Origin of the sequence: Staphylococcus sp. 11-B-312, from assembly GCF_016743055.1 — a bacterium.
Taxonomy (GTDB): Bacteria; Bacillota; Bacilli; order Staphylococcales; family Staphylococcaceae; genus Staphylococcus; species Staphylococcus ureilyticus.
The window spans coordinates 1,585,943-1,611,304 of record NZ_CP068241.1; the positions used below are offsets into that span (position 1 = coordinate 1,585,943).

At 32.8% G+C, this 25,362-nt stretch carries 24 protein-coding genes; 1 reads left to right on the top strand and 23 read right to left on the bottom strand.

Annotation, left to right across the window (positions count from 1 at the left end):
- Nucleotides 1-60: 60 nt before the first annotated feature.
- From JG554_RS07610 to hflX, 5 genes are all read right to left on the bottom strand, one after another.
- The gene (locus JG554_RS07610; protein ID WP_046208585.1) at nucleotides 61-261 is read right to left on the bottom strand and encodes a hypothetical protein; all 201 of its coding nucleotides are present in this window, start codon (nucleotides 259-261) and stop codon (nucleotides 61-63) included.
- A gap of 310 nt (nucleotides 262-571) precedes the next feature.
- Nucleotides 572-1,912 (bottom strand): type I glutamate--ammonia ligase, encoded by a 1,341-nt coding sequence (glnA, locus tag JG554_RS07615; RefSeq protein ID WP_046208586.1) that lies wholly within the window; start codon nucleotides 1,910-1,912, stop codon nucleotides 572-574.
- A gap of 21 nt (nucleotides 1,913-1,933) precedes the next feature.
- Nucleotides 1,934-2,302 (bottom strand): MerR family transcriptional regulator, encoded by a 369-nt coding sequence (locus JG554_RS07620; RefSeq protein ID WP_073342234.1) that lies wholly within the window; start codon nucleotides 2,300-2,302, stop codon nucleotides 1,934-1,936.
- Between the two features lie 242 nt (nucleotides 2,303-2,544).
- On the bottom strand, nucleotides 2,545-3,768 hold the full coding sequence (locus JG554_RS07625) for a methionine gamma-lyase family protein (RefSeq protein ID WP_064209013.1): 1,224 nt from the start codon (nucleotides 3,766-3,768) through the stop codon (nucleotides 2,545-2,547).
- A gap of 14 nt (nucleotides 3,769-3,782) precedes the next feature.
- On the bottom strand, nucleotides 3,783-5,015 hold the full coding sequence (gene hflX, locus JG554_RS07630) for a GTPase HflX (RefSeq protein WP_107360249.1): 1,233 nt from the start codon (nucleotides 5,013-5,015) through the stop codon (nucleotides 3,783-3,785).
- 103 nt (nucleotides 5,016-5,118) lie between these two features.
- Here hflX and JG554_RS07635 point away from each other — a divergent pair, with 103 nt between their 5' ends.
- Nucleotides 5,119-5,592 (top strand): glutathione peroxidase, encoded by a 474-nt coding sequence (locus JG554_RS07635; RefSeq protein ID WP_046208589.1) that lies wholly within the window; start codon nucleotides 5,119-5,121, stop codon nucleotides 5,590-5,592.
- Between the two features lie 100 nt (nucleotides 5,593-5,692).
- Here JG554_RS07635 and hfq read toward each other — a convergent pair whose 3' ends face one another.
- From hfq to JG554_RS07725, 18 genes are all read right to left on the bottom strand, one after another.
- A complete protein-coding gene (gene hfq, locus JG554_RS07640; protein ID WP_046208590.1) occupies nucleotides 5,693-5,911 on the bottom strand; it encodes an RNA chaperone Hfq in 219 nt (72 codons plus the stop codon).
- 1 nt (nucleotide 5,912) lies between these two features.
- Nucleotides 5,913-6,860 (bottom strand): tRNA (adenosine(37)-N6)-dimethylallyltransferase MiaA, encoded by a 948-nt coding sequence (miaA, locus tag JG554_RS07645; RefSeq protein ID WP_107360250.1) that lies wholly within the window; start codon nucleotides 6,858-6,860, stop codon nucleotides 5,913-5,915.
- Between the two features lie 15 nt (nucleotides 6,861-6,875).
- Nucleotides 6,876-7,817 (bottom strand): alpha/beta hydrolase, encoded by a 942-nt coding sequence (locus tag JG554_RS07650; RefSeq protein ID WP_107360251.1) that lies wholly within the window; start codon nucleotides 7,815-7,817, stop codon nucleotides 6,876-6,878.
- Between the two features lie 278 nt (nucleotides 7,818-8,095).
- Complete coding sequence (locus JG554_RS07655; protein WP_064209015.1) at nucleotides 8,096-9,769, bottom strand: glycerol-3-phosphate dehydrogenase/oxidase; 1,674 nt, start codon at nucleotides 9,767-9,769, stop codon at nucleotides 8,096-8,098.
- Nucleotides 9,770-9,916: 147 nt separating this feature from the next.
- The gene (gene glpK / locus JG554_RS07660; protein WP_046208594.1) at nucleotides 9,917-11,419 is read right to left on the bottom strand and encodes a glycerol kinase GlpK; all 1,503 of its coding nucleotides are present in this window, start codon (nucleotides 11,417-11,419) and stop codon (nucleotides 9,917-9,919) included.
- 177 nt (nucleotides 11,420-11,596) lie between these two features.
- Nucleotides 11,597-12,415 (bottom strand): MIP/aquaporin family protein, encoded by an 819-nt coding sequence (locus JG554_RS07665; RefSeq protein WP_203265223.1) that lies wholly within the window; start codon nucleotides 12,413-12,415, stop codon nucleotides 11,597-11,599.
- 171 nt (nucleotides 12,416-12,586) lie between these two features.
- The gene (locus JG554_RS07670; protein WP_107360252.1) at nucleotides 12,587-13,621 is read right to left on the bottom strand and encodes a S66 family peptidase; all 1,035 of its coding nucleotides are present in this window, start codon (nucleotides 13,619-13,621) and stop codon (nucleotides 12,587-12,589) included.
- A 107-nt stretch (nucleotides 13,622-13,728) separates the two neighbouring features.
- A complete protein-coding gene (locus tag JG554_RS07675) occupies nucleotides 13,729-14,262 on the bottom strand; it encodes a glycerol-3-phosphate responsive antiterminator (protein ID WP_070038272.1) in 534 nt (177 codons plus the stop codon).
- Between the two features lie 13 nt (nucleotides 14,263-14,275).
- The gene (gene mutL / locus JG554_RS07680) at nucleotides 14,276-16,237 is read right to left on the bottom strand and encodes a DNA mismatch repair endonuclease MutL (protein WP_046208597.1); all 1,962 of its coding nucleotides are present in this window, start codon (nucleotides 16,235-16,237) and stop codon (nucleotides 14,276-14,278) included.
- A gap of 15 nt (nucleotides 16,238-16,252) precedes the next feature.
- Nucleotides 16,253-18,895, bottom strand: a complete 2,643-nt coding sequence (gene mutS, locus JG554_RS07685; protein ID WP_107360253.1) for a DNA mismatch repair protein MutS — start codon at nucleotides 18,893-18,895, stop codon at nucleotides 16,253-16,255.
- Nucleotides 18,896-19,307: 412 nt separating this feature from the next.
- Nucleotides 19,308-19,796, bottom strand: a complete 489-nt coding sequence (gene thiW, locus JG554_RS07690; RefSeq protein ID WP_046208599.1) for an energy coupling factor transporter S component ThiW — start codon at nucleotides 19,794-19,796, stop codon at nucleotides 19,308-19,310.
- Nucleotides 19,797-19,830: 34 nt separating this feature from the next.
- Nucleotides 19,831-20,190 carry a YlbF/YmcA family competence regulator gene (locus JG554_RS07695; RefSeq protein ID WP_046208600.1) on the bottom strand — a complete coding sequence of 120 codons (360 nt, stop codon included), beginning with the start codon at nucleotides 20,188-20,190 and terminating at the stop codon, nucleotides 19,831-19,833.
- Nucleotides 20,190-21,731, bottom strand: a complete 1,542-nt coding sequence (gene miaB / locus JG554_RS07700; protein ID WP_203265224.1) for a tRNA (N6-isopentenyl adenosine(37)-C2)-methylthiotransferase MiaB — start codon at nucleotides 21,729-21,731, stop codon at nucleotides 20,190-20,192. Before miaB ends, JG554_RS07695 begins: the two co-directional genes overlap by 1 nt.
- 380 nt (nucleotides 21,732-22,111) lie before the next feature.
- Complete coding sequence (locus JG554_RS07705; RefSeq protein WP_046208602.1) at nucleotides 22,112-22,408, bottom strand: thiamine-binding protein; 297 nt, start codon at nucleotides 22,406-22,408, stop codon at nucleotides 22,112-22,114.
- Nucleotides 22,409-22,491: 83 nt separating this feature from the next.
- Nucleotides 22,492-23,391: an NAD(P)/FAD-dependent oxidoreductase gene (locus JG554_RS07710; RefSeq protein WP_070658451.1), complete on the bottom strand. Its 900-nt coding sequence runs from the start codon at nucleotides 23,389-23,391 to the stop codon at nucleotides 22,492-22,494.
- Between the two features lie 108 nt (nucleotides 23,392-23,499).
- Nucleotides 23,500-23,898 (bottom strand): RrF2 family transcriptional regulator, encoded by a 399-nt coding sequence (locus JG554_RS07715; RefSeq protein WP_064209022.1) that lies wholly within the window; start codon nucleotides 23,896-23,898, stop codon nucleotides 23,500-23,502.
- 68 nt (nucleotides 23,899-23,966) lie between these two features.
- Entirely contained in the window at nucleotides 23,967-24,590 is a 624-nt protein-coding gene (locus tag JG554_RS07720) for a poly-gamma-glutamate hydrolase family protein (protein WP_107360238.1), read from the bottom strand.
- A gap of 117 nt (nucleotides 24,591-24,707) precedes the next feature.
- Entirely contained in the window at nucleotides 24,708-25,328 is a 621-nt protein-coding gene (locus tag JG554_RS07725; protein WP_107360237.1) for a poly-gamma-glutamate hydrolase family protein, read from the bottom strand.
- Nucleotides 25,329-25,362: the final 34 nt, after the last annotated feature.

The window sequence follows — 25,362 nt, forward strand, 5'->3', positions numbered from 1 at the left end:
AATTAGTATAGTTTTCAATTCACTGAACCTTACTTGCATTATAACTGATAACGCTTGTATTTACTCTACTTCTTTTATAAATGTTAATATAGCATGAAACTCTTCTTCATTTGCTGAGAAAGCACGCTCTTCCACTTCACGAACGGTTGAATTGAGTAATTGATAATCCGCTACTTCTTCATCTTTTAAATATGCATTTATGCTACTTTCTAATTCTTTTAAGGAACTCGCTTTTAATGTACTTAGTTTTACTTCTTGCATGTAACTACAACCCCTTTTAATTATTTTTAATCATTTTAATAAGATTAAAAGTTATTTTTACTTAAAAAACTATAAATATGATATGTTTTTTCAAAACCCCTAATCTTATTTTCAAAAATTATATCACTTCATACATATTTTACATAGTTTTTTTATTCTTTAATAGTTCAAACAATGCTTATCGTCCTCAATTTCCACCCAAAAAGCTTTAATTAATACAAATAGGTGCTTAAAAAAGCAATCCAAATCACTTATGAGTAAGTGACTCGGATTGCTTGTATACCTAGTGTTTGCCCCTTTTGCTTAGCACCTAGTATTGTTTTAAATATTGCTCTCTTTCCCATTCAGAAACTTGAGTTCTATAATAATCCCATTCAATAGATTTTGAATTTATAAATTGATTATAAATGTGATTACCCAAAGCCTCTTTAATAGAATCATTATCTTTCATTGCTTTAATAGCAGTATATAATGTTGATGGTAAATCTTGAATACCAACGGCTTCACGTTCTTCACGATTCATTTCATATATATTTTGATTTACTGGCTCAGGTACTTCTAATTTATTTTCAATACCATCTAAGCCCGCTTGTAAAATAGCCGCTAATGCTAAGTAAGGATTGGCTGCTGGATCTACTGAACGAACTTCTACACGTGTTGATAAACCACGTGAAGTTGGTACACGAATTAATGGCGAACGGTTTTTACCACTCCAAGCAATATAGCATGGTGCTTCATAACCTGGAACTAAACGTTTATAAGAATTAACCAATGGATTACATACACCAGTTAAACCTCGTGCATTTTTTAGAATACCTGCGATAAAATGATATGCATCTTTAGTCATTTCCATATCGCCTTCAGGATCGTAAAAGGCATTTTCTTTACCCTTGAAGAGTGACATATTGAAGTGCATGCCGCTTCCGTTCACACCAAATAATGGTTTAGGCATAAATGTTGCATGAAGATTGTGTTGACGTGCAATTGTTTTAACAACTAATTTAAATGTTTGGATATTATCACACGCAGTGATAGCATCTGCATATTTAAAATCAATTTCATGTTGTCCTGGTGCCACTTCATGGTGACTTGCTTCAATATCAAAGCCCATGTCCTCTAATTCTAAAACAATATCACGACGACAATTTTCACCTAAATCTGTAGGCGCAAGGTCGAAGTAACCACCATTATCATTTAATTCTAATGTTGGTTCGCCTTTTTCATCTAATTTAAACAAGAAGAATTCAGGTTCTGGTCCTAAATTAAGTTCACTAAACCCTAAATCTTGCATGTTTTTTAATACACGTTTCAAGTTTGCACGTGGGTCACCTTCAAACGGTGTGCCGTCTGTTTTATAAACATCGCAGATAAGACGAGCCACTTTGCCTTGACCTGCTGTCCATGGGAAAATAACCCATGTATCTAAATCTGGACATAAATACATATCTGATTCTTCAATACGGACGAAGCCTTCGATTGAAGATCCATCAAACATCATTTCATTGTCTAAAACTTTTTCTAATTGGCTTACTGGTACTTCCACGTTTTTAATAACACCTAAAATATCAGTGAATTGCAAACGTAGGTATCTGACATTTTCTTCCTTAGCGAACTTGTGTATGTCTTCCTTGGTAAATGTACGTTTTGCCATTATAAATGTCCCCCATTAATTTTATTTGATAAATCGAGATAAGTCACCACGATTTATCGGAATCGCTTCTCGTTGTGGTTTCTGTGTAGCATCAACAATCATTTGTTTTCTCGTTTCTTGTTCATCATCAGAAAGGTGATCTTGTTCGTCATTTAAAATCTGTTTAATACCTTTTAAATTAAAGCCTTTTTCAATCAATCTTTTTATCTCTAAAAGGCGTTCCAAATCGTTTAACGAAAAAAGTCGTTTATTTCCTTCTGACCTATGTGGTTTAATCAGTTCATGTGTCTCATAATAGCGAACTTGTCTAGCAGTTAGTTCACTTAATTTCGTAACAACACTCATAGAGAAGACCGGCATGCTTCGTCGTATCGTATCTTTTGACTCCAATCCAATCACCTCTATTTTTGAACTTGTATTTAATTTAGCATAATTCTTAAAGCAATTCAAAAATATGTCAGGTTTTCTAACATATACTTCAAACCATTGATTTAATTAACTTTATAATGCACTTCCTACATTTAATCGCAGAATTTTCCGAAATTTTTTCTATAATTAGAAATAGCCACATATGCATTTTAATTTGCTATTTGACATAGCTATAAATACAATGTGGCCTCTCTTTAAATTTATTAAAATATTTTTTCAACAGCTCTTGTTACAGCTAATTTAACGTGTTCATACGTTAAGCCACCTTGAACATAAGCCTCATACGGTGGTCTTATAGGACCATCTGCTGATAATTCAATTGAAGAACCTTGAACAAACGTACCCGCAGCCATAATGACATCATCTTCATAACCCGGCATATAAGATGGTTCAGGACTAAAATGTGCGTTAATCGGTGAAGCTGCTTGAATACTTTGGCAAAATTGAATCATCTGTTCCTTCGTATCAAAAGTGACCGTTTGAATTAAATCCGTTCTAGGCACATCAAATCTTGGTGAGGTGTGCATATTCATTTGTTCTAGTAACAAACTCGTAAATAATGCACCCTTCAAACTTTGGCTCACAACATGAGGCGCTAAGAAAAATCCTTGATACATTTCTTGTAACGAATATAGTGAGGCACCAGCTTCTTTACCAATTCCTGGCGCAGTTAAACGGTATCCACATCTTTCCACCAATGTTTCATTTCCAACGATATAACCACCGATTTTAGCTAGCCCTCCACCAGGGTTTTTAATTAAGGAACCAGCCATTAAATCAGCGCCGCACTCTATAGGTTCTCGTTCTTCTACAAATTCACCATAGCAATTATCTACAAATATTATGATTTCAGGATATTGCGCTTTTATTTGTTGAATTGCACTTTCTATTTTTGTTAAATCTATGGATGGTCGTTGATCATAACCTTTCGAACGCTGAATAGCGATGACCTTAGTTTGTGGTGATATTTTAGTTAATACCTTATCAATATCGATTTCACCGTGCTTTAAGTCTACTTTATTATATATTACTCCGTGTTCTTTTAAACTTTCTATACCATTACCATTAATACCTATCACTTCTAATAATGTATCGTAAGGATCACCTGTAATATACATTAATTCATCCCCATATTTCAAAGTACTTTGTAAAGCAATTGTAATCGCATGCGTACCAGAAATAATCTGAGGGCGCACTAATGCGTCTTCCGCCTTAAATGCATGTGCATATACAGCTTCTAAATGATCTCGACCTATATCATCATATCCATAACCCGTTGTGCCAAGTAAGTCACTTTCGGATACTTTAACAGCGTGGAACGCGTCCAACACTTTTTCTTGATTGATATAAGCAATCTCTTCTATATTTTTAAAATAAGGTTCTAGTTTCGCTTCTGTATCTGCTATTAATTGTTTCATATTTTTCATCGTAATTCTTCTTCCTATTCATTTTTAAACCCTTTTACAGTATATGTTGCATCTTTCTCATTAAATATGATTTCTGTGACGAGTGTATGTTGTTTCAAGAAATATAATCTATCCGCATCAGCACTTGAGACATTTTCTTCATAAAAAGTTAAAGCTGATTTAACTTGCTCTATAAGTAATTGTTTCACTTTGTCTTCATCTTCTTCATTTTTACTTGAAACAAAAACTGATGGTAAATGAGTTGTTGGCATAGTTCCTTCGTGTAAATCTTTTTTATTAAAAATAATAGCTTGTGGAATATGCCCCATATCTAAGTCACCTATGATTTGGTTTACTGTATCATACTGAACTCGATATTCAGGATGACTAGCATCCACAACATGTAATAGTAAATCTGCGCCTTTCGCCTCTTCTAAAGTGGATTTAAACGCAGCAATGAGTGTAGTTGGTAGTTTTTGAATAAAACCAACCGTATCAGATATGATTAGGTTAAATCCATCATTGATTTGAATTTGTCTTGTTTTAGGATCTAGCGTAGCAAAAAGCAAGTTTTTCTCATAAGTAGCTTCATTCGCCAATGCATTAAACCAAGATGATTTACCAGCGTTTGTATATCCAATAAGTGCTACTTGAAACACATTATTTTGTTCACGTTTGTTGCGATATCGCTCTCGATGTTCAACCACCGTTTCTAATTGATGTTTGATTTCATTCATACGTGTTCTAATATGACGACGATCCATTTCTAACTTAGTTTCACCTGGACCTCTCGTTCCGATGCCACCACCTAATCTTGATAAACTACGCCCATGACCTTGAAGTCTAGGTAATAAATAATCTAATTGCGCTAATTCTACCTGAAGCTTACCTTCTTTACTTCTTGCTCGAAGTGCAAATATCTCTAAAATCAGTTGTGTTCTGTCGATAATTTTAACGTTCAGATTACCATTTAATGTTTTTGACTGGGCTGTAGTCAATTCATCATTAGCAACAAGTACATCTATATCATTCATTTCTATATAAGCTTTTATGTCCTCTAATTTACCTTTTCCAACGTAATATTTATTATCAAAATGTTGTCTGTTCTGGGTAAATTCAGCTTGTACATTTAATTGGCATGTTTCAGACAATGAAGCTAATTCTTCCATTGTTGATTCAAAATCAAACACTTCATCGGTTTGAGCTTGTACGCCAACTAAAATCGCTGTCTCTAATTCTTTTTTAGTCGTATGTGTTTGTTGGCTCATAACATGCACCTCTTTCAAAGTTTTCTTTGCTATTTTATCATAGTGTTTATATAAAGACTATCTTCTCAAATTATGTTAAATTAATAATAAGAGGTGACATGATATGACTATATACGATATAGAAGTTCAAAAACCAAATGGCGAAACTTACAAGTTAGAAGAATATAAAAATAAAGTATTACTAATTGTCAATACTGCAAGTGAGTGTGGCTTCACACCACAATTTGAAGGACTACAACACTTATACGACAACTATAAAGATCAAGGATTTGTTGTGCTAGGTTTTCCATGTAACCAATTCGGAGGTCAAGAACCAGGTACGGGTGAAGAAGCTACTCAAAACTGTAAAATTAACTATGGCGTTTCTTTCCCAATGCACGAAAAAATTGATGTCAAAGGCGAAAATCAACACCCTTTATATCAATTTCTGACAGAACAACAAAATGGATTTTTCAATGAAAAAATCAAATGGAACTTCACCAAATTTTTAATCGATAGAGAAGGTAATGTAACTAATCGATATGCGCCACAGAAAAAACCGAGCCAAATTGAAGCTGATATTGAAGCGTTATTATAAATAAATTACTGATTTAAAGAAGAAAGCTACACTTGATAATTTCTATCAAAGTGTAGCTTTCTTCTTTAAAAGTATGCAAAAATAAATTGTTTTTTTAATGTTATACTTCTTCTACTGCATCATCAAGTGTGAATGTACTGATAGCATGTTTATAAATAAGATGTTGCTTTCCTTGTGTTAATAAACAAACCAAATTGTCATCATAATCTTCGATAATACCTTTCATTTGAAAACCATTCACTAAAAATACGATAACTTTTGTTTGATCAGCCTTAAATTGTCCTAGGAATTTATCTTGGATGTTTTCTGTTGTATTCATGTTATGTTCTCCTTTTCTTTATTTGGACTGAAACTTCATCTAACATCAATGAAAGTGACATTATCTCTCTATCTAACCATACTACGTCGAGCTTGTTTTTGAACCAAGTCATTTGTCTTTTAGCATAATTTCTAGAATGCTTTTTCAATTTATTTGTTGCTTCGGCTAGACTAGCCTCATTTTTAATTACAGGTAACATCTCTTTATATCCGATAGCTTGCATACTTTGACAAGTCTCAAAACCATCTTCAACGAGTTGTTTCACTTCATTTAGTAATCCGCGTTCCAACATTATATCTACACGTTTATTAATTCTTTGATATAAAGTTTCGCGTGACATTTCTATCCCTATTAATAATGTATCATAATTTTCTGTATATTGTTGATTTTTCTTGCGTGAACTTAAAAGTTTTTTTGTTTTTAAATAATATTCAATCGCTCTACGTACCCTTTTACGATTATTTGGGTGAATAGTATCAGCTGAATCTTTATCTATCGAAGCTAAATAATCATGCAATGCTTCATTTGATAATGAATCTAATTCATTTAGCGTATGGTCTACTTTAATTTGTTGTGCTTCAGATATCGTTTCATCTTCGAAAGCATAATTATAAATTAATGATTGGATATACAAACCTGTACCGCCTACGATGATAGGCATATGACCTCTAGCCGTAATTTCATCTATTAAATTTTGCGCTCTATTTTTAAAATCATACGCAGAAAATGTTTCATCAGGTTCAAGAATATCTATCATATGATGTGGAATATCCGCCATCTCTTCTCTATTTATTTTTGCTGTTCCAATATCCATATGTTTATAGACTTGCATAGAATCTCCGCTAATAATTTCACCATTAAATCTTTTAGCCAATTCGATGCTTAATTCTGTTTTACCAACAGCTGTTGGACCAACTAATGCAATTATAAAAGGTTTATCGCTCTGCACTTATATCAACTCTCTTTATGCTTTATCTACTCTGTTATATTTTTTTAAAATTTGTCTTTCTATCCAATCATACATATGTTGCCACGTAGTCGTAGCATCTTTTTCAAATAACACTTCATGTCTTTTATTTTTGTATAAATGTACTGTAATATGATGAATTTTACCCTTTTTATATAGTTTTCCTAAATGTCTAATCCCTTTTCCATAATTACCTATCGCATCATCTTTTCCAGAAATTAGTAAAATAGGAAGATCTGACTTCATTTTTTTTATGTTTTTTAATTTGCTTGTCTGTAACATATACTTTACTGTTTCAAAAATCAGTTGATTTGAGACTAAAAATCCAGTGAAAGGGTCTTTTTCAAATTTTTCAACTTCTTGGTCATCGCTAGATAACCAATCATTTTTCGATTTGTTGTTTTCTATATTTTTATTGAAAGTTTTATACATTATTTGGTTTAACCATTTTAAACGACGTCTTTTACCAGTTATTAAAGTGATAAGCTTTAAAATTATTTGTACGCATTTCCCTAAATACTTAGGGTATTGCATTGTTCCTGATAGAATCATGCCTTGTGCGACATCTGGATATTTTTGTGTGAAAATTCTAGCAATAATAGAACCCATAGAATGCCCCAATATAATATATGGCGTATGCACAGTATCTGAATACAACGTCTGTGCAATTTCAAAAGTATCATCTGCCACTTGCTCCATACTATCAATGTGACCACGTTCATATGATGCTATATCTTTACCATGCCCTCTATGGTTGTGTCGTAGTACATCATATCCTTGTTGGTTTAATGAATCAATAAGTGCATCATATCGATCCATATGTTCTGCCATGCCATGAAGTAAGTGTATCACACCAATCGTGTCTTTTTTCGCCTTATTCAATTTCACTTCTAAAGTCGTTCCATCTGCAACAGTGATTTTAAACTCATTTCCACTCATGTTTTACCCCCAAATCACGTTTCATTTCATTCATCATACATTATACAATATACCTTCAAAATACACTGTTTTCAAATACAATGCTATTCGGCTTATCACTTGTTACAGCGCTATTATTGATAAAATTAAATGCAAAACCTCATTAAAAATATAAAAACCCCTCCAAAGTCTACATTTTTTAATGTCTACTTTGAAGGGAAAGAACTATTGTTCAAAATTTAAATCTACTAACTCATTATTGGATAAAGATCAAATGTTAGATTCGGACAATATTTAATTTATTCTTTAACTGCAGGTTGATTATTACCTGTTTGTGCTTCATCAATTGCAGTTTGAAGTTCTTTTGTAAACAAGTCTTTTTGAATATCTGTGTAACCTAGTAATTCAGCCATTACATCAATAACTTGATCTTTATAATTGAGAACGTCATCTATTTTGAAATAAAGTTTACCAGTACGACGAATAAAGAAATCTGTTGGACGATGAACCATTTCGTTTTGAATAGAGTAAATCAATTCTGTATAAATATCTAATGGTAAACCAGATTCTTGATATTGTGCTGTTTGAGCAATTTTGAATAATTCTTCTACATTTGAACCATATTTCGTTGCAAAATGACGTGCTGTCGCATCATCTATTTGATAAGCTTTAGCATCTTCAACTTTTTTATCAATAAATTGATCAAAGTTTGCACTACCACCAACATCTCCACCAGAAATTGGTAAGTGTTTTGTAGCACATTTATCAAATTTCAAACCGTATTCTGATTTTAAGCGTTTAGATAAAAGGTCTACAATTTCTAATGCCATATGACGATAACCAGTTAATTTACCACCAGCAATTGTAAGTAGGCCTGATTTACCTTCCCAAACTTCATCTTTACGAGATATTTCTGATGGGTCTTTACCTTCTTCTAAAATTAATGGTCTTACGCCAGCCCATGATGACTCAATATCTTCATCAGCTACATTTACATCTGGGAACATATAGTTGATCGCATCAATTAAGTAATCTCTGTCTTCTTGTGTAGCTAATGGTGATGTTTTATCGTTATCGTAAAATGTATCTGTTGTACCTACGTATGCTTTACCTTCACGAGGAATCGCAAAAATCATACGTCCATCTTTTTCAGTATCAAAGTATACTGCTTGTCCTAATGGGAATTTTGATTGATCAATAACAATATGAACACCTTTTGTTAAACGTAATTGTTTGTTATTACGTGCATAATCACCACTACGTACTTCATCTACCCATGGGCCACTTGCATTGATTACTTTTTTAGCCTTAATTGGATAAGTCTCACCAGAAATTTGGTCTTCTGCATGAATACCGTTGACCTTTTCATTTGAATCATATGTGAAATGTACTGATTTCGTATGATTGATTACTGTGGCACCTTTTTCAGCTGCACGTTTCATGACTTCAATTGTTAAACGCGCATCATCTGTCCGATATTCAACATAAGATCCGCCACCTTTTAATCCTGATTTTTTAACAAGTGGCTCTTTCGCTAACGTTTCTTTAGCATTTAACATTGTTTTACGTTCTGATTTTTTAACGCCTGCTAGTCTATCATACATTGCTAAGCCAATAGATGTAGTAAATTTACCCATAGAACCACCTTTATGCATTGGCAATAGCATACGTTCAGGTGTCGTTACATGAGGCCCATTTTCATATACAATTGCACGTTCACGTCCAGTTTCTGCTACAACGCCAACTTGCAATTGTTTCAAGTAACGCAAACCACCATGCACTAATTTTGTTGAACGTGAACTTGTACCTTGTGCAAAGTCTTGCATTTCTACTAACGCGACTTTCATACCTCTTTGTGTTGCATCTAATGCAATACCTGCACCAGTAATACCTCCACCGATAATGACAACATCAAAAGTATCATTTTTTAAATCTTGCTTAATCTGTTCTCTTTTCAAAGTTGATAAACTCATAAAATCTAGCGCCTCCTAGTAGTAATAAAAAAAGAGAGACCTATCCCATACATATATAATTGTACGAACAGTGTCTCTCAATTCTCATCTCGATAATATTAACTTACCCTTATTATAGCATAAGAAACTTAGATAAGTCTAATTCTTTTATTCTTCGTCTAGCTTAAAGACTTGAGTGGCCTCTACAGCTTTTTTCCAGCCTTTGTATAATTTATTTCTTTCTTTTTCTTCCATATCTGGATTAAATTCTTTTTCAAGTTTCCAACGGTTAGCAATTTCATCTTTACTATCCCAGAAACCTACAGCTAAACCAGCTAAATAAGCTGCACCTAAAGCTGTTGTTTCGTTAATTTCTGGACGTTCCACACTCACGTTTAATAAGTCTGATTGGAATTGCATAATAAAGTTATTTTTAACAGCACCACCATCGACACGTAGGTTATTTACTGTAATATCAGAATCTTTTTCCATTGCTTCAAGCACATCACGTGTTTGATAACACAATGATTCTAATGTAGCACGAATAAAGTGTTCTTTTTCAGTACCACGCGTTAAACCAAAGATTGCTCCACGTGCATCAGCATCCCAATATGGTGTTCCTAAACCTACGAATGCTGGCACAACATAAACACCTTCCGTAGATTCTACACGTTCCGCGTAATTTTCTGATTGTGGTGCAGAATTAATCATTCTCAATCCATCTCTCAACCATTGAATAGCTGATCCTGAAACAAAGATAGAACCTTCAAGTGCATAATTAACTTTTCCGTCTAGTCCATAGGCAATTGTTGTTAATAATCCACTTTCAGATGCTACAGCTTCTTCACCAGTGTTCATCAGCATAAAGCCACCAGTACCGTAAGTGTTTTTTACATCTCCACGTTCAAAGCATGCTTGACCAAATAATGCTGCCTGTTGGTCACCTGCAATACCAGCAATTGGAATTTCTTGTCCGAAGAAATGATAATCAATGGTATTTGCATAAACTTCACTAGATTCTTTAACCTCAGGTAACATAGTATTTGGAATTTCTAATATATCCAATAATTCTTGGTCCCATTCTAAATCATGGATATTATAAATCAACGTACGGCTTGCATTCGTATAATCTGTAATATGAGCTTTACCACCAGATAATTTCCACACTAGCCAAGAATCAATAGTACCGAATAATAAATCTCCATTATCAGCTTTCTCTCTAGCACCTTCCACATTATCTAGAATCCATTTAACTTTTGTTCCAGCAAAATATGGATCTAGTAAAAGACCTGTTTTTTCTCTAAATTTATCTTCTAAACCTTGTTCTTTTAATTCTTGACAGATGCCTTGAGTTTGACGAGATTGCCAAACAATCGCATGATACACTGGTCTTGATGTTTTCTTATCCCATACAACCGTAGTTTCACGTTGGTTTGTAATACCAATACCAGCTATTTGATCTGCACCGATGTTTTCTTCATTTAAAACTTCCGCCATAACAGCTAAAACGGACGTCCAAATTTCATTGGCATCATGTTCTACCCAGCCTGATTTTGGAAAATATTGTTTGAATTCACGCTGTGCAACTCCTTTAATTTTTCCATCTTGATCAAATAGAATTGCTCTCGAACTCGTAGTGCCTTGGTCGATTGACAAAATATATTTTTCCATAATGATTAGCTCCCTCTTCAAATGTTCGTAATACGAATTACATATGTAATTCACATTGATATATATATTTCTCTGTACCCAATTTTTATTAGTTCACTCAACTAATAATTTTATATTAATACAATGACAATAATATCTAGTTATATTTTAACGTAAATACACTTAAATTAAACGTAATTAATATATAGTTTCTATACCTTTAGCATTTTTCGCTTTATTTAACGTTACGCCTAAAATAAGTGTGATAATTAATAATACAATAGCAACTACCGACATTGTATCAAATGCACCTTTGTAAAATAATCTGTAAATCACTGCACCAATCATACCACCAGTTACAGGTCCTAACACAGGTACAATTGCATATGACCAATTAGAATCACCTTTACCTGCGATTGGTAAAATCGCATGTGCAATACGTGGGCCTAAATCACGAGCTGGGTTAATTGCATAACCTGTTGGCCCACCTAGACTTAATCCAATTGCAACGATTAAACTACCGACAATTAATGGATTTAAACCATCAGCAATTTTGTTCATACCAATGAATAAAAGCCCCATTGTTAAAATACCTGTACCAATAATTTCACTCATGAAGTTTGCAAAATAGTTTTTAATGGCAGGTGCTGTAGAAAATACAGCTAATTTTGTGCCTTGATCTTCTGTGGCTTTCCATTGTGCTAAATACATTAACCAAACTAATGCACCACCAACGATACCACCTAGAATTTGACAGATAATATAGCCTGGCACCATAGCCCAACTAATGGCACCATCCATGGCAAATGATAAAGTAACTGCAGGATTTAAATGTGCACCTGAAATATTACCTACCGCGTACACTCCCATAGTAACTGCTAATCCCCAACCTGTAGCAATAACAATCCAATCTGCGCCATTCCCATTACTTCTTTTTAAGTTGACGTTTGCAACAACGCCTCCCCCAAATAGTATAAGTATTGCTGTTCCCAAAAATTCAGCAAAATATTCACTCATAAAGACTCCTCCTAAAATAAGACAGGGAGACCCCTACAATTATATCCAGTTGTGAACCACCGGTTTAATTACTGTAGAAATCTCCCATCTCTGTTCTAAATATTAACTTGTGTACATCTTACACCGTTGTTGTAAGCGTTGTCAAATACTTTGTAAAAAAGTTGTCACAACTCAAGTTGATATCACACTATTTTCATCAATACTAAATTGACTAGTCAATGGGTCAATTTGTGCCGTTAACCCATAAGGAATCGCATGTTTGGGCTCGTTATGACCAAATGATAAATTATAAAAAACTACCATTTTAGGATTATTGCTTTTTTTAATTATTTTTAATATCTCTCTTTTATAATTTTCATAATATACATTATTAAATGGCTTACCAAAAATCATACCATTCAGGTGATTTAAAATCCCTTGCTTCAGCAATTCCTCTAAATATTTAGCAAACATATCAGGTGTAGGTGTGTCTTCTGAGGTTTCTAAAAATAATATTGCACCATTAAATGCTTCAATTTCAGGAAATATTGATGTATGCATTAAATCAACAAAAGTTTCTAGATTTCCACCTAAAAGGTGTCCGCTCACTTTTTTATTTCCATTTAATATTTCGTATCCTTTTTGTTCTATTTTAGCTCTACATGTATATTTGTTTTGTTTATTCCATTTTAATCCATATGGTCTCATATAAAATGCTGGTTCTATTTTTCCTATTTTATTTGTATTAAACCAACACTTGTTAATATTCTCTACTGTATATGTATCCATTGCTATATTTTCTGCAAAGTCAGTAAGTAATGCCTGACCATAAAAACTAACTATTCCCATTTTATAAAACATCAAATGTACTGTTGTTGTATCTGAATAACCACTGAATATTTTAGGGTTGTTTGCAATTGCTTGGAAATCTACATAAGGTAAAATACGTATCGCATCTTCTCCGCCAATACAACTAATAATAGCTTTAACTTCTTGATCTTTTACTGCTTCATTTAAATCTTTAGCTCTACATTCTGGATGATTGTGAATAAACGCTACACCTTTTAAGGCATGTGGCATTACCTTGACTTTTAAGCCAAACTCATTTTCCAAACGTTGAATGCCTTGTCGAGTCCGCCATAACATATTACTTTCACCTGCTAAACCAGAAGAAAGAGACACAATTGCTACTGTGTCTCCTACTTTCAATTGCTTTGGTTTTATCATTGTCGTCATCCCCTTATACTCGTTCACAATGATTGATTACAAATAAATGAATCAATAATATGGAAATAGTTAAATTTTTATCATTTTAGTGACACCACATGATTCGATTACCATAGTGATCGGTCACTTGTTGTAATATATTTTGCGCCATTTGAAACTGCAATATCTACTTCTTCATTGCTATTTATGAGCCCACCTGCAATTACTGCAGTATTTGTTTCTTCGTTAATGATACGTATTGCTTTAGTAGCAATACCAGGTAAAACTTCCACAAAATCTGGTTCTACACGCTTAATCAATTCGATACTTCTAGATAGTGCATGACTATCTAATACAAACACTCTGAACACGGTTGTAGTATTTAATGATTTTGCTTTATTAATTACTTTTGTCTTAGTTGAAACGATGCCTTTAGGATGATAATTTTGAATGATATATTCACAAGCAAATTCATCATGGCTCATACCTTTGATTAAATCGATATGCATGTATGTTTCAATCTTATTCTTGTTTAATAGACCCATAATACTTTTAACATGTCCGATATGCGCATCTAACATGACACATGCCTTGTAATCGGTCATCGTTAATTTTTCTAAATCTTTCATTGAGCGAACTGCAGGCAAAATATGCGGTTTCAACATGAATTCCTCCTTAGACAATACGTTTAAATAGGCGTTCTAATTCATAATTTGAGAAATTAATAATAATGGGTCTACCGTGTGGACAGGTAAATGGGTCTTCAGTGTCTCTCAATTGATTAACTAAATCTGCCATCTCGTTATTTTTTAGATAGTGGTTAGCCTTGATTGATTTTTTACAGCTCATCATAATCGCAGCTTCTTCACGAATTTTTCTCACGTCAACTTTTTTATGTTCTAATACATATTCGATCATATCCTTGATGATTTCTTCAGCTTCTTCTTTAGGAAACCATACTGGATAGCTATCTACAATGTAATCATGTCCACCAAATGGTTCTAAATGCACGCCTACTTTATCTAATTCATCTTTATATTGATTAATTATCATTAATTCATCTTTTGAAAAATGGAAAGTTAATGGAATCAATAAATTTTGACTTTCATTTACAACATCACCAATTTTTTCTCTGAAATATTCATACTTTATTCTTTCTTGAGCTGCGTGTTGATCAATCATAAACATACCATTTTCATTTTGAGCGATGATGTAAGTGCCATGCACTTGTCCAACAATTTCCATATAAGGTATTCTACGTGTTGGCGAAGCACTCACGCGCCCTTTAATATCTTCTTCACCATTGTCTTGTAAAATGTTATCCGCGGTTGATACTTCGTTATCAGTAGAATCACTACTTGTCGTTTCTAAATCATAAAGCAAATCATTTTGTATTTTCTTATAATCATCATAATCATTTTGTGACTCTTGAATGCCGCTTCGTTCATTATCCGGTTGATTTATATAGGATGTTGAATTGTCTGCACTTGCGTTATTTGCATTATTCACGTTTGGTTCACTTGATTGCTCAACATTTTGCTCAAGGTTATTTTGTTGTTGCCGTTTTTCGAAGTCCATTTTCTGTTGCTCAAATTGGTCTAATACCTTGTTTTTCTTCGTCATTTTATCCATATCATTTTGAGGAATTAAAATACGATCTTTAAATGCTTCACGAATTTTTGTCACAATTAATTCAAAAAGCTGGTCTTCTTTTGATAACCTTACCTCTAGTTTAGTTGGGTGCACATTAACATCTACCAATATCGGATCCATTTCAATGTTGATATAGCATATTGGATAACGACCGACCATTAATAAAGTATGATAGCCCTCTAAAATTGCTTTATTTAATAAGAAGTTTTTAATATATCTGCCATTAATAAAGATAGAAATATAATGCTTATTACTTCTAGAATGTTCTGGCTTTGCAAAATAAGCATCTAAATGATAATCACTTGTATCACCCGTTACATGAACTAGATCTTTTGCAATTTTCATACCATAAATTTCTGCCATGACTTCATTTGTTCTACCTGATCCATTTGTTTTTAATATTGTTTTACCATCAGAAACTAGTGAAATACGAATATCAGGATGACTCATAGCCATACGGTTCACGATATCTGTAATCTTTCCAAGTTCTGTATAGAGACTTTTAATATATTTTAAACGTGCTGGCGTATTATAAAACAATGACTCTACCAAAATATCTGTGCCTCTTTTTGCTTTAGCTGGTTTTCGATTTAAAACTTCCCCATTTTCCACATAAATTTCTTGGCCTTCTTGATTATCTGTACATGTTTTCAATGTCACCTTAGAAACTGAAGAAATACTAGCTAAAGCCTCACCGCGAAATCCTAATGTGCGAATATGGAACAAATCATCATCTGCATCTAATTTACTTGTTGCATGGCGATGGAATACTAAGTCTAAATCATCGATTTCTATACCAGTACCATTGTCAACCACACGTATAGAAGCGACTCCTGATTGTTCAACCTCTATGTTTATTTCTGTCGCTTGAGCATCAATTGCATTTTCCAATAATTCTTTCACAACCGATCCAGGTCTTTCTACTACTTCACCGGCTGCTATTTTATTTGCTAAAGATGTCTGTAATTCTTTTATTTTACCCATTGAATGACCTCACCTCTATTTTAACTGTTTTTGTAATTCACTAAGTTTTACTAGAGCTTCTATCGGTGTCATATTCGATAAATTTAATTGCTTAATTTCAGTCTCTACTTCACTTTGTTCCGCAGGATAATCAAACAAATCAAAAGCTGCTTGTTCAAATTGGTGGCTACTTTGTGCTTGCTTGTCATCGTTATAGCTGTGCTCGTTTTCAGATACAAATGATTTTTCTATCGACGGTGCTTCCACGCCCGATTTAATAACGTTCATTTGTTCATTTGTCGCTTGTCCATGATTATTATTTTGTTCAAATGCATCTAGAATCACTTGTGCACGTGATATAACTGCTTCTGGTAAATGTGCTAACTTCGCAACTTGGATACCATAACTATCATCGACAGCCCCATCTTTAACTTTGTGTAAGAAGATAAGCTCACCTTTGTATTCATTTGCTGCAACATGAACATTTTTCAACGAAGGCAACGACTGATCTAATGTTGTTAACTCGTGATAATGTGTAGAGAATAATGTCTTAGCATGAGAAGTATGTGCCACGAATTCAATCATTGCTTGTGCCAATGCTAATCCATCATAAGTAGAGGTTCCCCTACCTATTTCATCAAAAATAATTAAACTATTTTCTGTAGCGTTAGCGAGTGCTTTTTGTGCTTCCAACATCTCAACCATAAATGTACTTTTACCAGAAACTAAATCATCTGCAGCTCCAATTCTTGTAAATATTTGATCAAAAACTGGTAATACAGCTGTTTCACACGGCACATAAGCACCCATTTGTGCCATAATGCTTATGATTGCAACTTGTCTCATATAAGTAGATTTCCCAGACATATTAGGTCCAGTGATTAAATAGATAAACGTATCTTGATCTAAATTACAATCATTTGGCACATAGTCGTTGTGATCCATAACGCGTTCTACAACAGGATGTCTCGAATTTGTTAATTTAAGTGTTTTGTCTTCGCTAAATGCAGGTCTTGCATAATTATATTTTTGTGCTATCTCGGCAAAACTTTGCAAACAATCTAATTCAGAAATAACTTTTGCTTGTTTTTGTAAGCGTTCTGTATATGTCTTTATTTGTTCACGTAATTCAACGAATAATTGATATTCTAATTCAATCGCTTTATCTTCAGCGCCTAATATAATGTCTTCTTTTTCTTTTAATTCATCCGTAATAAACCGTTCTGCATTTGATAAGGTTTGTTTACGATGATAACCATATGCAGAAGGGTCAAAACCTTGCAAGTTGGCTCTTGTAATTTCAATAAAGTATCCAAACACTTTGTTAAAGCTAATCTTCAGTGATTTAATACCAGTGCGTTGACGCTCCTTAGTCTGAAGTTCAGCCAACCAAGATTTACCATTCTTCGATGCTTCTAAATATTCATCTAGCTCCTGATTAAACCCTTTTTTGAATAATCCACCTTCTTTAACAGATATTGGCGGTTCTTCTTTCAAACTATTTTCTAATAATGCTAACAGTTCATCTAAAGGTTCAAGAGCTTTAAATTGCTCAGTAGTTTCTGTATCTAAACGATCTAATAATTGCTTAATATTGGGTATTTCAGAAATTGAATGTTTGAGTTGAATTAGATCTCTAGCATTTACATTACCATAACTCACTCGACCAACTAAGCGCTCGATATCATATACTTGATTAAGATGTTCTCTCAATGTATCTCTCTCTATAAAAAAGTCTATAAATTGCTCAACTGTATCTAGACGTGATTCAATTTGATTTTTGTGGATTAACGGTCTATCAATCCATTGTTTTAATCTTCTTGCACCCATAGGGGTCTTAGTTTCATCCATCAACCATAGCAATGTCCCTTTTTTACTTTTCAGACGAATACTTTCTGTCAATTCTAAATTTCTTTTTGCATAAAAGTCCATTTTCATAAAATCTACTGCTTCATATTTAACAACAGTTTCTATATGAGATAGATCTCGTTTTTGCGTATGAAAAATATAATCAAGTAATAACTGAGTCGCATTGTATAAAGATTGTTCATTACTAGTATTTACTGCATAATGTGCATCTGATATTTCATTCAATACTGTAATCGTTTCAGTTGTTAAACTTATTTGACGTTTTAGTTCTTCATCAATATGCTCATTTACCACGATTTCATTTGGATTAATGGTTGTTATTTCATTTATTAATGTAGCTTGATCGTTAAAGGAAGTTACTTTTAGTTCTCCCGTAGACACATCACAATAACTTAATGCATAACAGTCATTTATTTGTACAAAGCTCAAAATATAATTATTTTGTTTTTCATCTACGCCACCTTGATCCATAACCGTACCTGGCGTAACGATTCTAACAACTTCACGTTTCACCATTCCTTTTGTCTGTCTAGGATCTTCCATTTGCTCACAAATAGCTACTTTATATCCATTATTAATTAATGTTTCAATATAGCCATCTGCTGAGTGGTAAGGTACCCCACACATAGGAATAGGATTTTCTTTTTTAGCATCACGCTTTGTTAATGTAATTTCTAGAACTCTAGAAGCTTCTTTCGCATCTTCAAAAAACATTTCATAAAAGTCGCCTAATCTAAAAAATAATAAACAATCTTGATATTGTGATTTTATTTTTAAATACTGTTGCATCATTGGCGTTTGGTTAGTCATTTAATCTTTCACAATCCTTCTATTAGTTTCTTACTGTTATTTACAATACATTAAATAAACTATTATTTATGTATGTTATATCATTAAATCAGATGGTTGCTCACTTGTTTAACTGATTGCTATTTTTACTTTATAACTAGTTTCTATTCTTATATTATTTCGTACTTTTAAACCATATTTCGATATTTTTCTTGTCCATTTAACTCTTAAATTTTAACATAACTTTAGTTTTTACGCTTATGCTTACAAATTAGGATTGATGTAAAATGTTGTCGTTTAACTACTTGATGAATGATATTTATAAAATAAAAAAGATTAAGCTTCATTTGCACATACAATTAGTTAATTACAAATCCACATTATAATTAAATCATTGATATGTTAAAAGTAATGAAACTTAACCTTTTCATATTTATAAGAATCGTTTTAAGATGCCTTTTCTTTTCATAACCATTAAAATAACATAACTAATCATTGCACCAATCACACTTGAAGCAATAAAAGCAATCATTAAAGGCTTGACAGCAAAGTTAGCAAAACCTAATACCCAGGCTAATGGTATACACATAATACTACCAATGATGCCTGTACCTATAACTTCACCGATTGCTGCCATAAAAATATGCTTGCGATAAAAGTAAAAACCACTTGCTAATAATACACCTACCATACTTCCAGGAAATGCAAAGAAACTACCGGTACCAAACACCATTCTTAACAGCGAAGAAATAAACGCTTGTGCCAGACCAAACCAAGGCCCCACAAATACCGCACATATCACATTGATTAAATGTTGTATAGGCGCCGCTTTGATAGGCCCAAGTGGTATAACAACAATGCTACTTAACACTACATTTATTGCAATCAATATCGCAGTCAGTGTTAATTTTCTTGTTTTCATATTGCTCATTTCCTTTCTACATATGGATTATGCATTAATCTTTATCTTGTTGAATTTCATTTAAACGGTTTGACATCGTACTAATCATCATTTGCAATAAGTCATTTGCCTCTGCTTGTGATTCTCTAAATTCTTCAACAATAGGTATAATATTGAGGTTTTGCTCGATATCTTGAATTTTATCTTCAGACTGACGCAGTGCCTGCTGTTTACCATAATTTTGTAAATTAACAGACTGTTTCTGCGTTTTTTTCAAGTCTTTCATACGTGTTTCAATATTTTTATTTTGATGAATTTGCTGTTCAATCGCTTGATATTCTTTAACAGTGTCTAATGATTGAATACGTTGACTGAGTTTATCTGCCTCTGCCAATATTTCATCTTTTTCATACATTATTGTGTCACCACTGCTTTTTCACTAACGCCTAAAAACGTACCATTCAATGAAAACTGTTTAGCTTCATCAACTTTTACATCAACAATCTTTCCAATCATTTCTTTAGGTGCTTTAAAATTAACTAGTTTATTTTTATTCGTATAACCTGCAAGTACAGTATCATCTTTCTTACTAGCACCTTCACAAAGAACTTGTACTGTTTGGCCTTCATATTGTGCCATAGCTTGTTCAGAATAATAGGCTACTTTTTTATTTAACTGTTGTAATCTTGACTTTTTTTCCTCTAATGGTACATTATCTTTCATTTTAGCTGCTGGCGTGCCATCTCTTTGAGAATAAATATACGTATATGCATGTTCAAATGCTACTTCATCATATAAAGTCAATGTTTCTTCAAATTGTTCTGCTGTTTCATTTGGATAGCCTACGATAATATCTGTTGTTAAAGCAACATCAGGTATTTTTGACTTAATACGATTGACTAAATCTAGATAGCTTTCTCTCGTATATTTACGTCCCATAATTTTAAGAACAGCATTATTTCCTGATTGTACGGGCAAATGTACATGTGGAACGATGTTTCCACCGTTAGCAATCACTTCTATCATACGATCGGTGAAATCCCATGGGTGACTCGTAGTGAAACGTACTCTAGGAATTTCTATTTTCGAAATATCTTCTAGCAAGTCGCCAAGTCCATATTCTAATCCATCAATATCTTTACCATATGAATTAACATTTTGACCTAATAGTGTAACTTCTTGATATCCTTGACGAGCTAAATCTCTAACTTCGTCTATAATATCTTGTGGTCTTCTACTTCGCTCTTTACCTCGTGTAAATGGCACAATACAGTATGTACAGAATTTGTCACAACCATACATGATATTAACCCATGCTTTTATATTACCTTTTCTGACTTTAGGTAAATTTTCAATTACATCGCCTTCTTTAGACCAAACTTCTATCACCATTGCTTTTGAGAGATAAGCTTCTTCGAGTATTTCAGGCAGTCTGTGTATATTATGCGTACCAAAAATCATATCCACATTTTGATATGATTTTAATATTTTATTCACGACTGATTCTTCTTGAGACATACAACCGCAAACACCAATAACTGTTTCAGGTTTTTCTTTTTTCAAGTGTTTTAAATTGCCAATCTCGCTAAACACTTTATTCTCTGCATTTTCACGAATTGCACAAGTGTTAATTAAAATAACATCCGCTTCATCGATTTCTTCTGTTGGCTGATAACCTAAAGCACTTAAAATACCTGCCATTACTTCTGTATCATGTGCATTCATTTGGCAACCATATGTTTTTATTAAAAATGTTTTACCTTTACCCATACCACGATATTTTTCATCGATTTGAAAATCACGGTTATAATGTACTTCTTCTTTACCACGTTTACGTGCTTCTTTTAAACTTGGTGGTTGGTATACATGCTCAAAATACTTACTATAATCTTTTGTCTTCTTATCGCGCTCGGCCAAAACATCTATAGAAGTTTGCTTTCTTTGTTCTTCATTCACGCTAACAAAACCCTTTCTATATCATAAAAACTATGAACAAACGCATTAAAATAGATCTTATCTCGCTGTTTTACAATCGAGTCGTTCAAAGTTCTATAACTTTATCTATAATCATTATTTCATTATATTAAATTTAGCAATAAAGTGCAAAAGTCATCTACAATAATGAATGTTGATTTCAAAAGTACATTTTACAATAAAAACCATCTTGATTAAATATACTTTGTCCAATAACAAACATTTTTAATAAAATAATGATACAAAAATAAGGCACTTACGTATCATTTAATAACATTTATTAAATAAACGATGTACCTTATAGTTATGACTTTAATTTCAATTTTACACTATCATAATGCAATACCTTACAAGAAAACTACTTAGATTTCATCATATTTTCCAGTTAATGTTTCAATCGTTATACCTTCTGGAACATGATAAAATTTCACTTGACTGATAGTACTTGGTATTTCTAGTTCTACCATTCGCTCATTAAGCTTTTGGATTAATATTAAACATTCATTCATCTCACCTTGTACAGTTGTTTCTAAAGGTCCAACGCGATATTCCAAACCAGAATCATCGATCACTTGAATTGCTTCATCTACGTAAGGTATAACATCTTCACCATTAGCAGTTTTAGGAATAATTTGTACACTCATTAAAGTATCATTCATACTTGTTCAACCCCTTAAATTTTACTTACCTTCAGTTTACCAAAACATTAACTTAAGGTATAGAAATCGAAAGCTTTGTTTATTTATTGATAGGTTTCGTTTATAAGTGACATCATCATATTTTTAGCAACGTTACCACCATTTGAAGCCGCATCGATTAATTGGCTAGGAAAATTGTCCTTAGTCTCTCCAGTTACATATAATCCATTAATATTTGTTTCTCCATATGGTGATGATTTGATTTTGCCCTGTTCATCACGTTCTAACAATATATTATTTAGAAAATTGAATTCGGTATCCCACCCCATTTGTGTAAATGCACCTTCTATTTTTATGACACTACCATCTTCTAATTCGACTCCTTTTAATTGTCCCTGCTCTCCTAATAGTTTTTTGATCGTTGTTGAACAGACCTCAATATGATGTTGTTCTAAAAATTTAATTGCCTCTGGCTCTAACGTTTCAATACCATTAGTAAATACAGTGATTTTTTTCGAAAAATTTCTCAATAATTTAACAATGTGTATTACATCTTTATCAGAGTAAAATACGCCTAATTGAGTATGTTTCATTTCAAAGCCATCACACCAAGGACAATAAAATACCGTTTTACCGTAAAAGGATTCAATATTATTTATTTTAGGTAAATGTTCTCTAACACCTGTAGCAACAAGTATTTGCTTGGCTGTATAGGATTTTGATGCTGTTGATACTTTAAATCCGGATTCAATTTGTATAATATCTACGACCCTTGCATTCACTATGGATACATCTTTGTATTTGGATACATCTTCTATAGCTTGTTGTTTAAATTTTTGTGGCGAAATACCATCTTGCGTTAAATAACCATGTGATAATTGAGTAACTTTATTTCGTGGTTTATCTTCATCAATGACTAATGTATGCATCATTCCTCTACCAAAATTCAATGCAGCGCTCATACCTGCTGGGCCACCGCCTATGACAATTACTTCATATTCCATCATTCCACTCCTTTTAATTACACGTCTATTAAAGACTTTTAATATCTATAATAGTTTTAAAAAAGTGTATAGAAATAGTTTATGCTTTGCTATTTCTATACTATAAAATTATTTAACTACAGGTTTTAGCAGACTCGATAGTTTCTTTTGCTTCAAAGTTGTTACCAAAGTTGTTTCAGCATCTTCCATTATAGCTTTGATAGGACAGCCTTCATCATGATTAAAAGTGTCTTCTAATAAACTTTGCTCCCCATCTATCGTAACAATGACTTCATAGATAGATACTGAATCCCATCCATTCTTTAATTGATATCCGCCTTTAGCACCACTACTAGCAGAAATGATATTACGCTTAACTAAACGTGTCATTACTTTTGATAAATAAGTTGTAGAAACACCTAAAACTGATGCTAAGTCTTGTACAGGAATCTTTTTTTGATCACCTTGATTATTAATCATAAATAACAGTGCATGTAAAGCATAATCAGTCGCTTTTGAAAATTTCATAAATTTATCATCTTCCTATTATAGATATAATAAATCTATAATAACTTATTTGTTTTTCTTTTTCAATATTACACTAAATTTTTAGTAGCATTAATAATTGCATCTGCAAAATCATACATAAACTGAGCCCAGTTACTACTGTTCTCTCTACTTTTTTTATTATAACGTTCATTTTCAAACAATTTCTTTCTTATTCCTGAGGTTAACTCGAGTTGGACACCTTTCTCAGTTTTACAGCAATTTACAATATTGTCATCATGCGCACCAGACATATGTGACGGGGCTTGTCTGACAATTATCCCTATTTTTTCAAATTCTGCCGTCATCTCATCCATTAATTGCTCATCCTTACCACCCATATAAACAATTTCATCTTCACCTTTACAACCATGTATCGCGATGGCATATTGATTATTTGCAATCATTTTCATTAATTTAGGTTCATCATAATTTCTGGACGTCACATGTAATTCTGCATTACCTTTTGTTCTAATTGCTTTAAACGTAAAGTAGTCAAAACCACCTTTTTCAGCTGTTAATTCCGCCAATTCGGTAGTAGCAGGTTCTATTGCTCCGCCATGAATTGCAGTTATGATAACGTTGCTATTTCGGTCAATTGAATTAATAATCCAATCCGTATTTTCCTCTGTTAGCTGCATTAATTCCGTCATAGATTTAAATCGATCAGCCATTGATTATCCCCCTCTATTTTATATGTACACTTTTTGTATACCACATTTTAGCGTCCATTATTTTAAGTCACTGTTAAGTTTTTGATAATTTATTAACTCAATATTGACAGTTAACTATTACTGATTATTGATTGCTTTAATCATTGCTTTTGAAAACGCTTCTAAATAGGTTGACCAGTTCGAACGATTTTCTCGGTCATTTAAATTAAATTTTTTATTAACAAAACAATGCTTCCTAAAGTTAACAGTCAATTCTAACTGTACCCCCATACCTTTTTGACCACAATTCACAAAGTTATCCTGTTGTTTACCAGAAATATGAGAAGGTGCATCCTTTGTAACGATTCCTGTTTCATTTAACGTTTGTTTTATCCGCGTAATTAGTGCTTTATCTCTACCACCGATATACACTTCATTTTTCTTACCCATGCAACCATGTATAGATATAACTTGAGCATGTTCAGTCACAATCTTTTGTAATTTTGGCTCATCAAAATGAATTGAAGTTACATGAAGTTCATTGTTTTTATTTTTTCTTACACCTTTAAAACTATAAAAACTATAATTACCTGTTTCACTTAAATGTTGTGCAACTTCAGTAGTTCCTCTTTCTATAGCACCGCCATGGACAGCAGTAATAAGTACTGGTGAATCTCTTTCACACGTTTGAATTTCCCAATCTTTATCTTCATTTGTGTAAGTTAATAATTCCGTCATTGTTTCAAAGTAATCAACCATATCTCTCTAACCTTCCATTTTTCGTATATAAATA

Bases quoted from the DNA above. Each gene is read 5' to 3' on its own strand.
- mutL (WP_046208597.1), bottom strand. From the start codon at position 16,237: ATGGGTAAAATAAAAGAATTACAGACATCTTTAGCAAATAAAATAGCA.
- JG554_RS07635 (WP_046208589.1), top strand. From the start codon at position 5,119: ATGACTATATACGATATAGAAGTTCAAAAACCAAATGGCGAAACTTAC.
- hfq (WP_046208590.1), bottom strand. From the start codon at position 5,911: ATGAATACAACAGAAAACATCCAAGATAAATTCCTAGGACAATTTAAG.
- JG554_RS07670 (WP_107360252.1), bottom strand. From the start codon at position 13,621: ATGATAAAACCAAAGCAATTGAAAGTAGGAGACACAGTAGCAATTGTG.
- mutS (WP_107360253.1), bottom strand. From the start codon at position 18,895: ATGACTAACCAAACGCCAATGATGCAACAGTATTTAAAAATAAAATCA.
- thiW (WP_046208599.1), bottom strand. From the start codon at position 19,796: ATGAAAACAAGAAAATTAACACTGACTGCGATATTGATTGCAATAAAT.
- glnA (WP_046208586.1), bottom strand. From the start codon at position 1,912: ATGGCAAAACGTACATTTACCAAGGAAGACATACACAAGTTCGCTAAG.
- hflX (WP_107360249.1), bottom strand. From the start codon at position 5,015: ATGAGCCAACAAACACATACGACTAAAAAAGAATTAGAGACAGCGATT.
- JG554_RS07610 (WP_046208585.1), bottom strand. From the start codon at position 261: ATGCAAGAAGTAAAACTAAGTACATTAAAAGCGAGTTCCTTAAAAGAA.
- JG554_RS07715 (WP_064209022.1), bottom strand. From the start codon at position 23,898: ATGAAATTTTCAAAAGCGACTGATTATGCTTTACATGCACTGTTATTT.
- JG554_RS07625 (WP_064209013.1), bottom strand. From the start codon at position 3,768: ATGAAAAATATGAAACAATTAATAGCAGATACAGAAGCGAAACTAGAA.
- JG554_RS07710 (WP_070658451.1), bottom strand. From the start codon at position 23,391: ATGGAATATGAAGTAATTGTCATAGGCGGTGGCCCAGCAGGTATGAGC.
- JG554_RS07665 (WP_203265223.1), bottom strand. From the start codon at position 12,415: ATGAGTGAATATTTTGCTGAATTTTTGGGAACAGCAATACTTATACTA.
- JG554_RS07650 (WP_107360251.1), bottom strand. From the start codon at position 7,817: ATGAGTGGAAATGAGTTTAAAATCACTGTTGCAGATGGAACGACTTTA.
- JG554_RS07695 (WP_046208600.1), bottom strand. From the start codon at position 20,190: ATGTATGAAAAAGATGAAATATTGGCAGAGGCAGATAAACTCAGTCAA.
- JG554_RS07705 (WP_046208602.1), bottom strand. From the start codon at position 22,408: ATGAATGATACTTTAATGAGTGTACAAATTATTCCTAAAACTGCTAAT.
- JG554_RS07725 (WP_107360237.1), bottom strand. From the start codon at position 25,328: ATGGTTGATTACTTTGAAACAATGACGGAATTATTAACTTACACAAAT.
- JG554_RS07655 (WP_064209015.1), bottom strand. From the start codon at position 9,769: ATGAGTTTATCAACTTTGAAAAGAGAACAGATTAAGCAAGATTTAAAA.
- JG554_RS07720 (WP_107360238.1), bottom strand. From the start codon at position 24,590: ATGGCTGATCGATTTAAATCTATGACGGAATTAATGCAGCTAACAGAG.
- glpK (WP_046208594.1), bottom strand. From the start codon at position 11,419: ATGGAAAAATATATTTTGTCAATCGACCAAGGCACTACGAGTTCGAGA.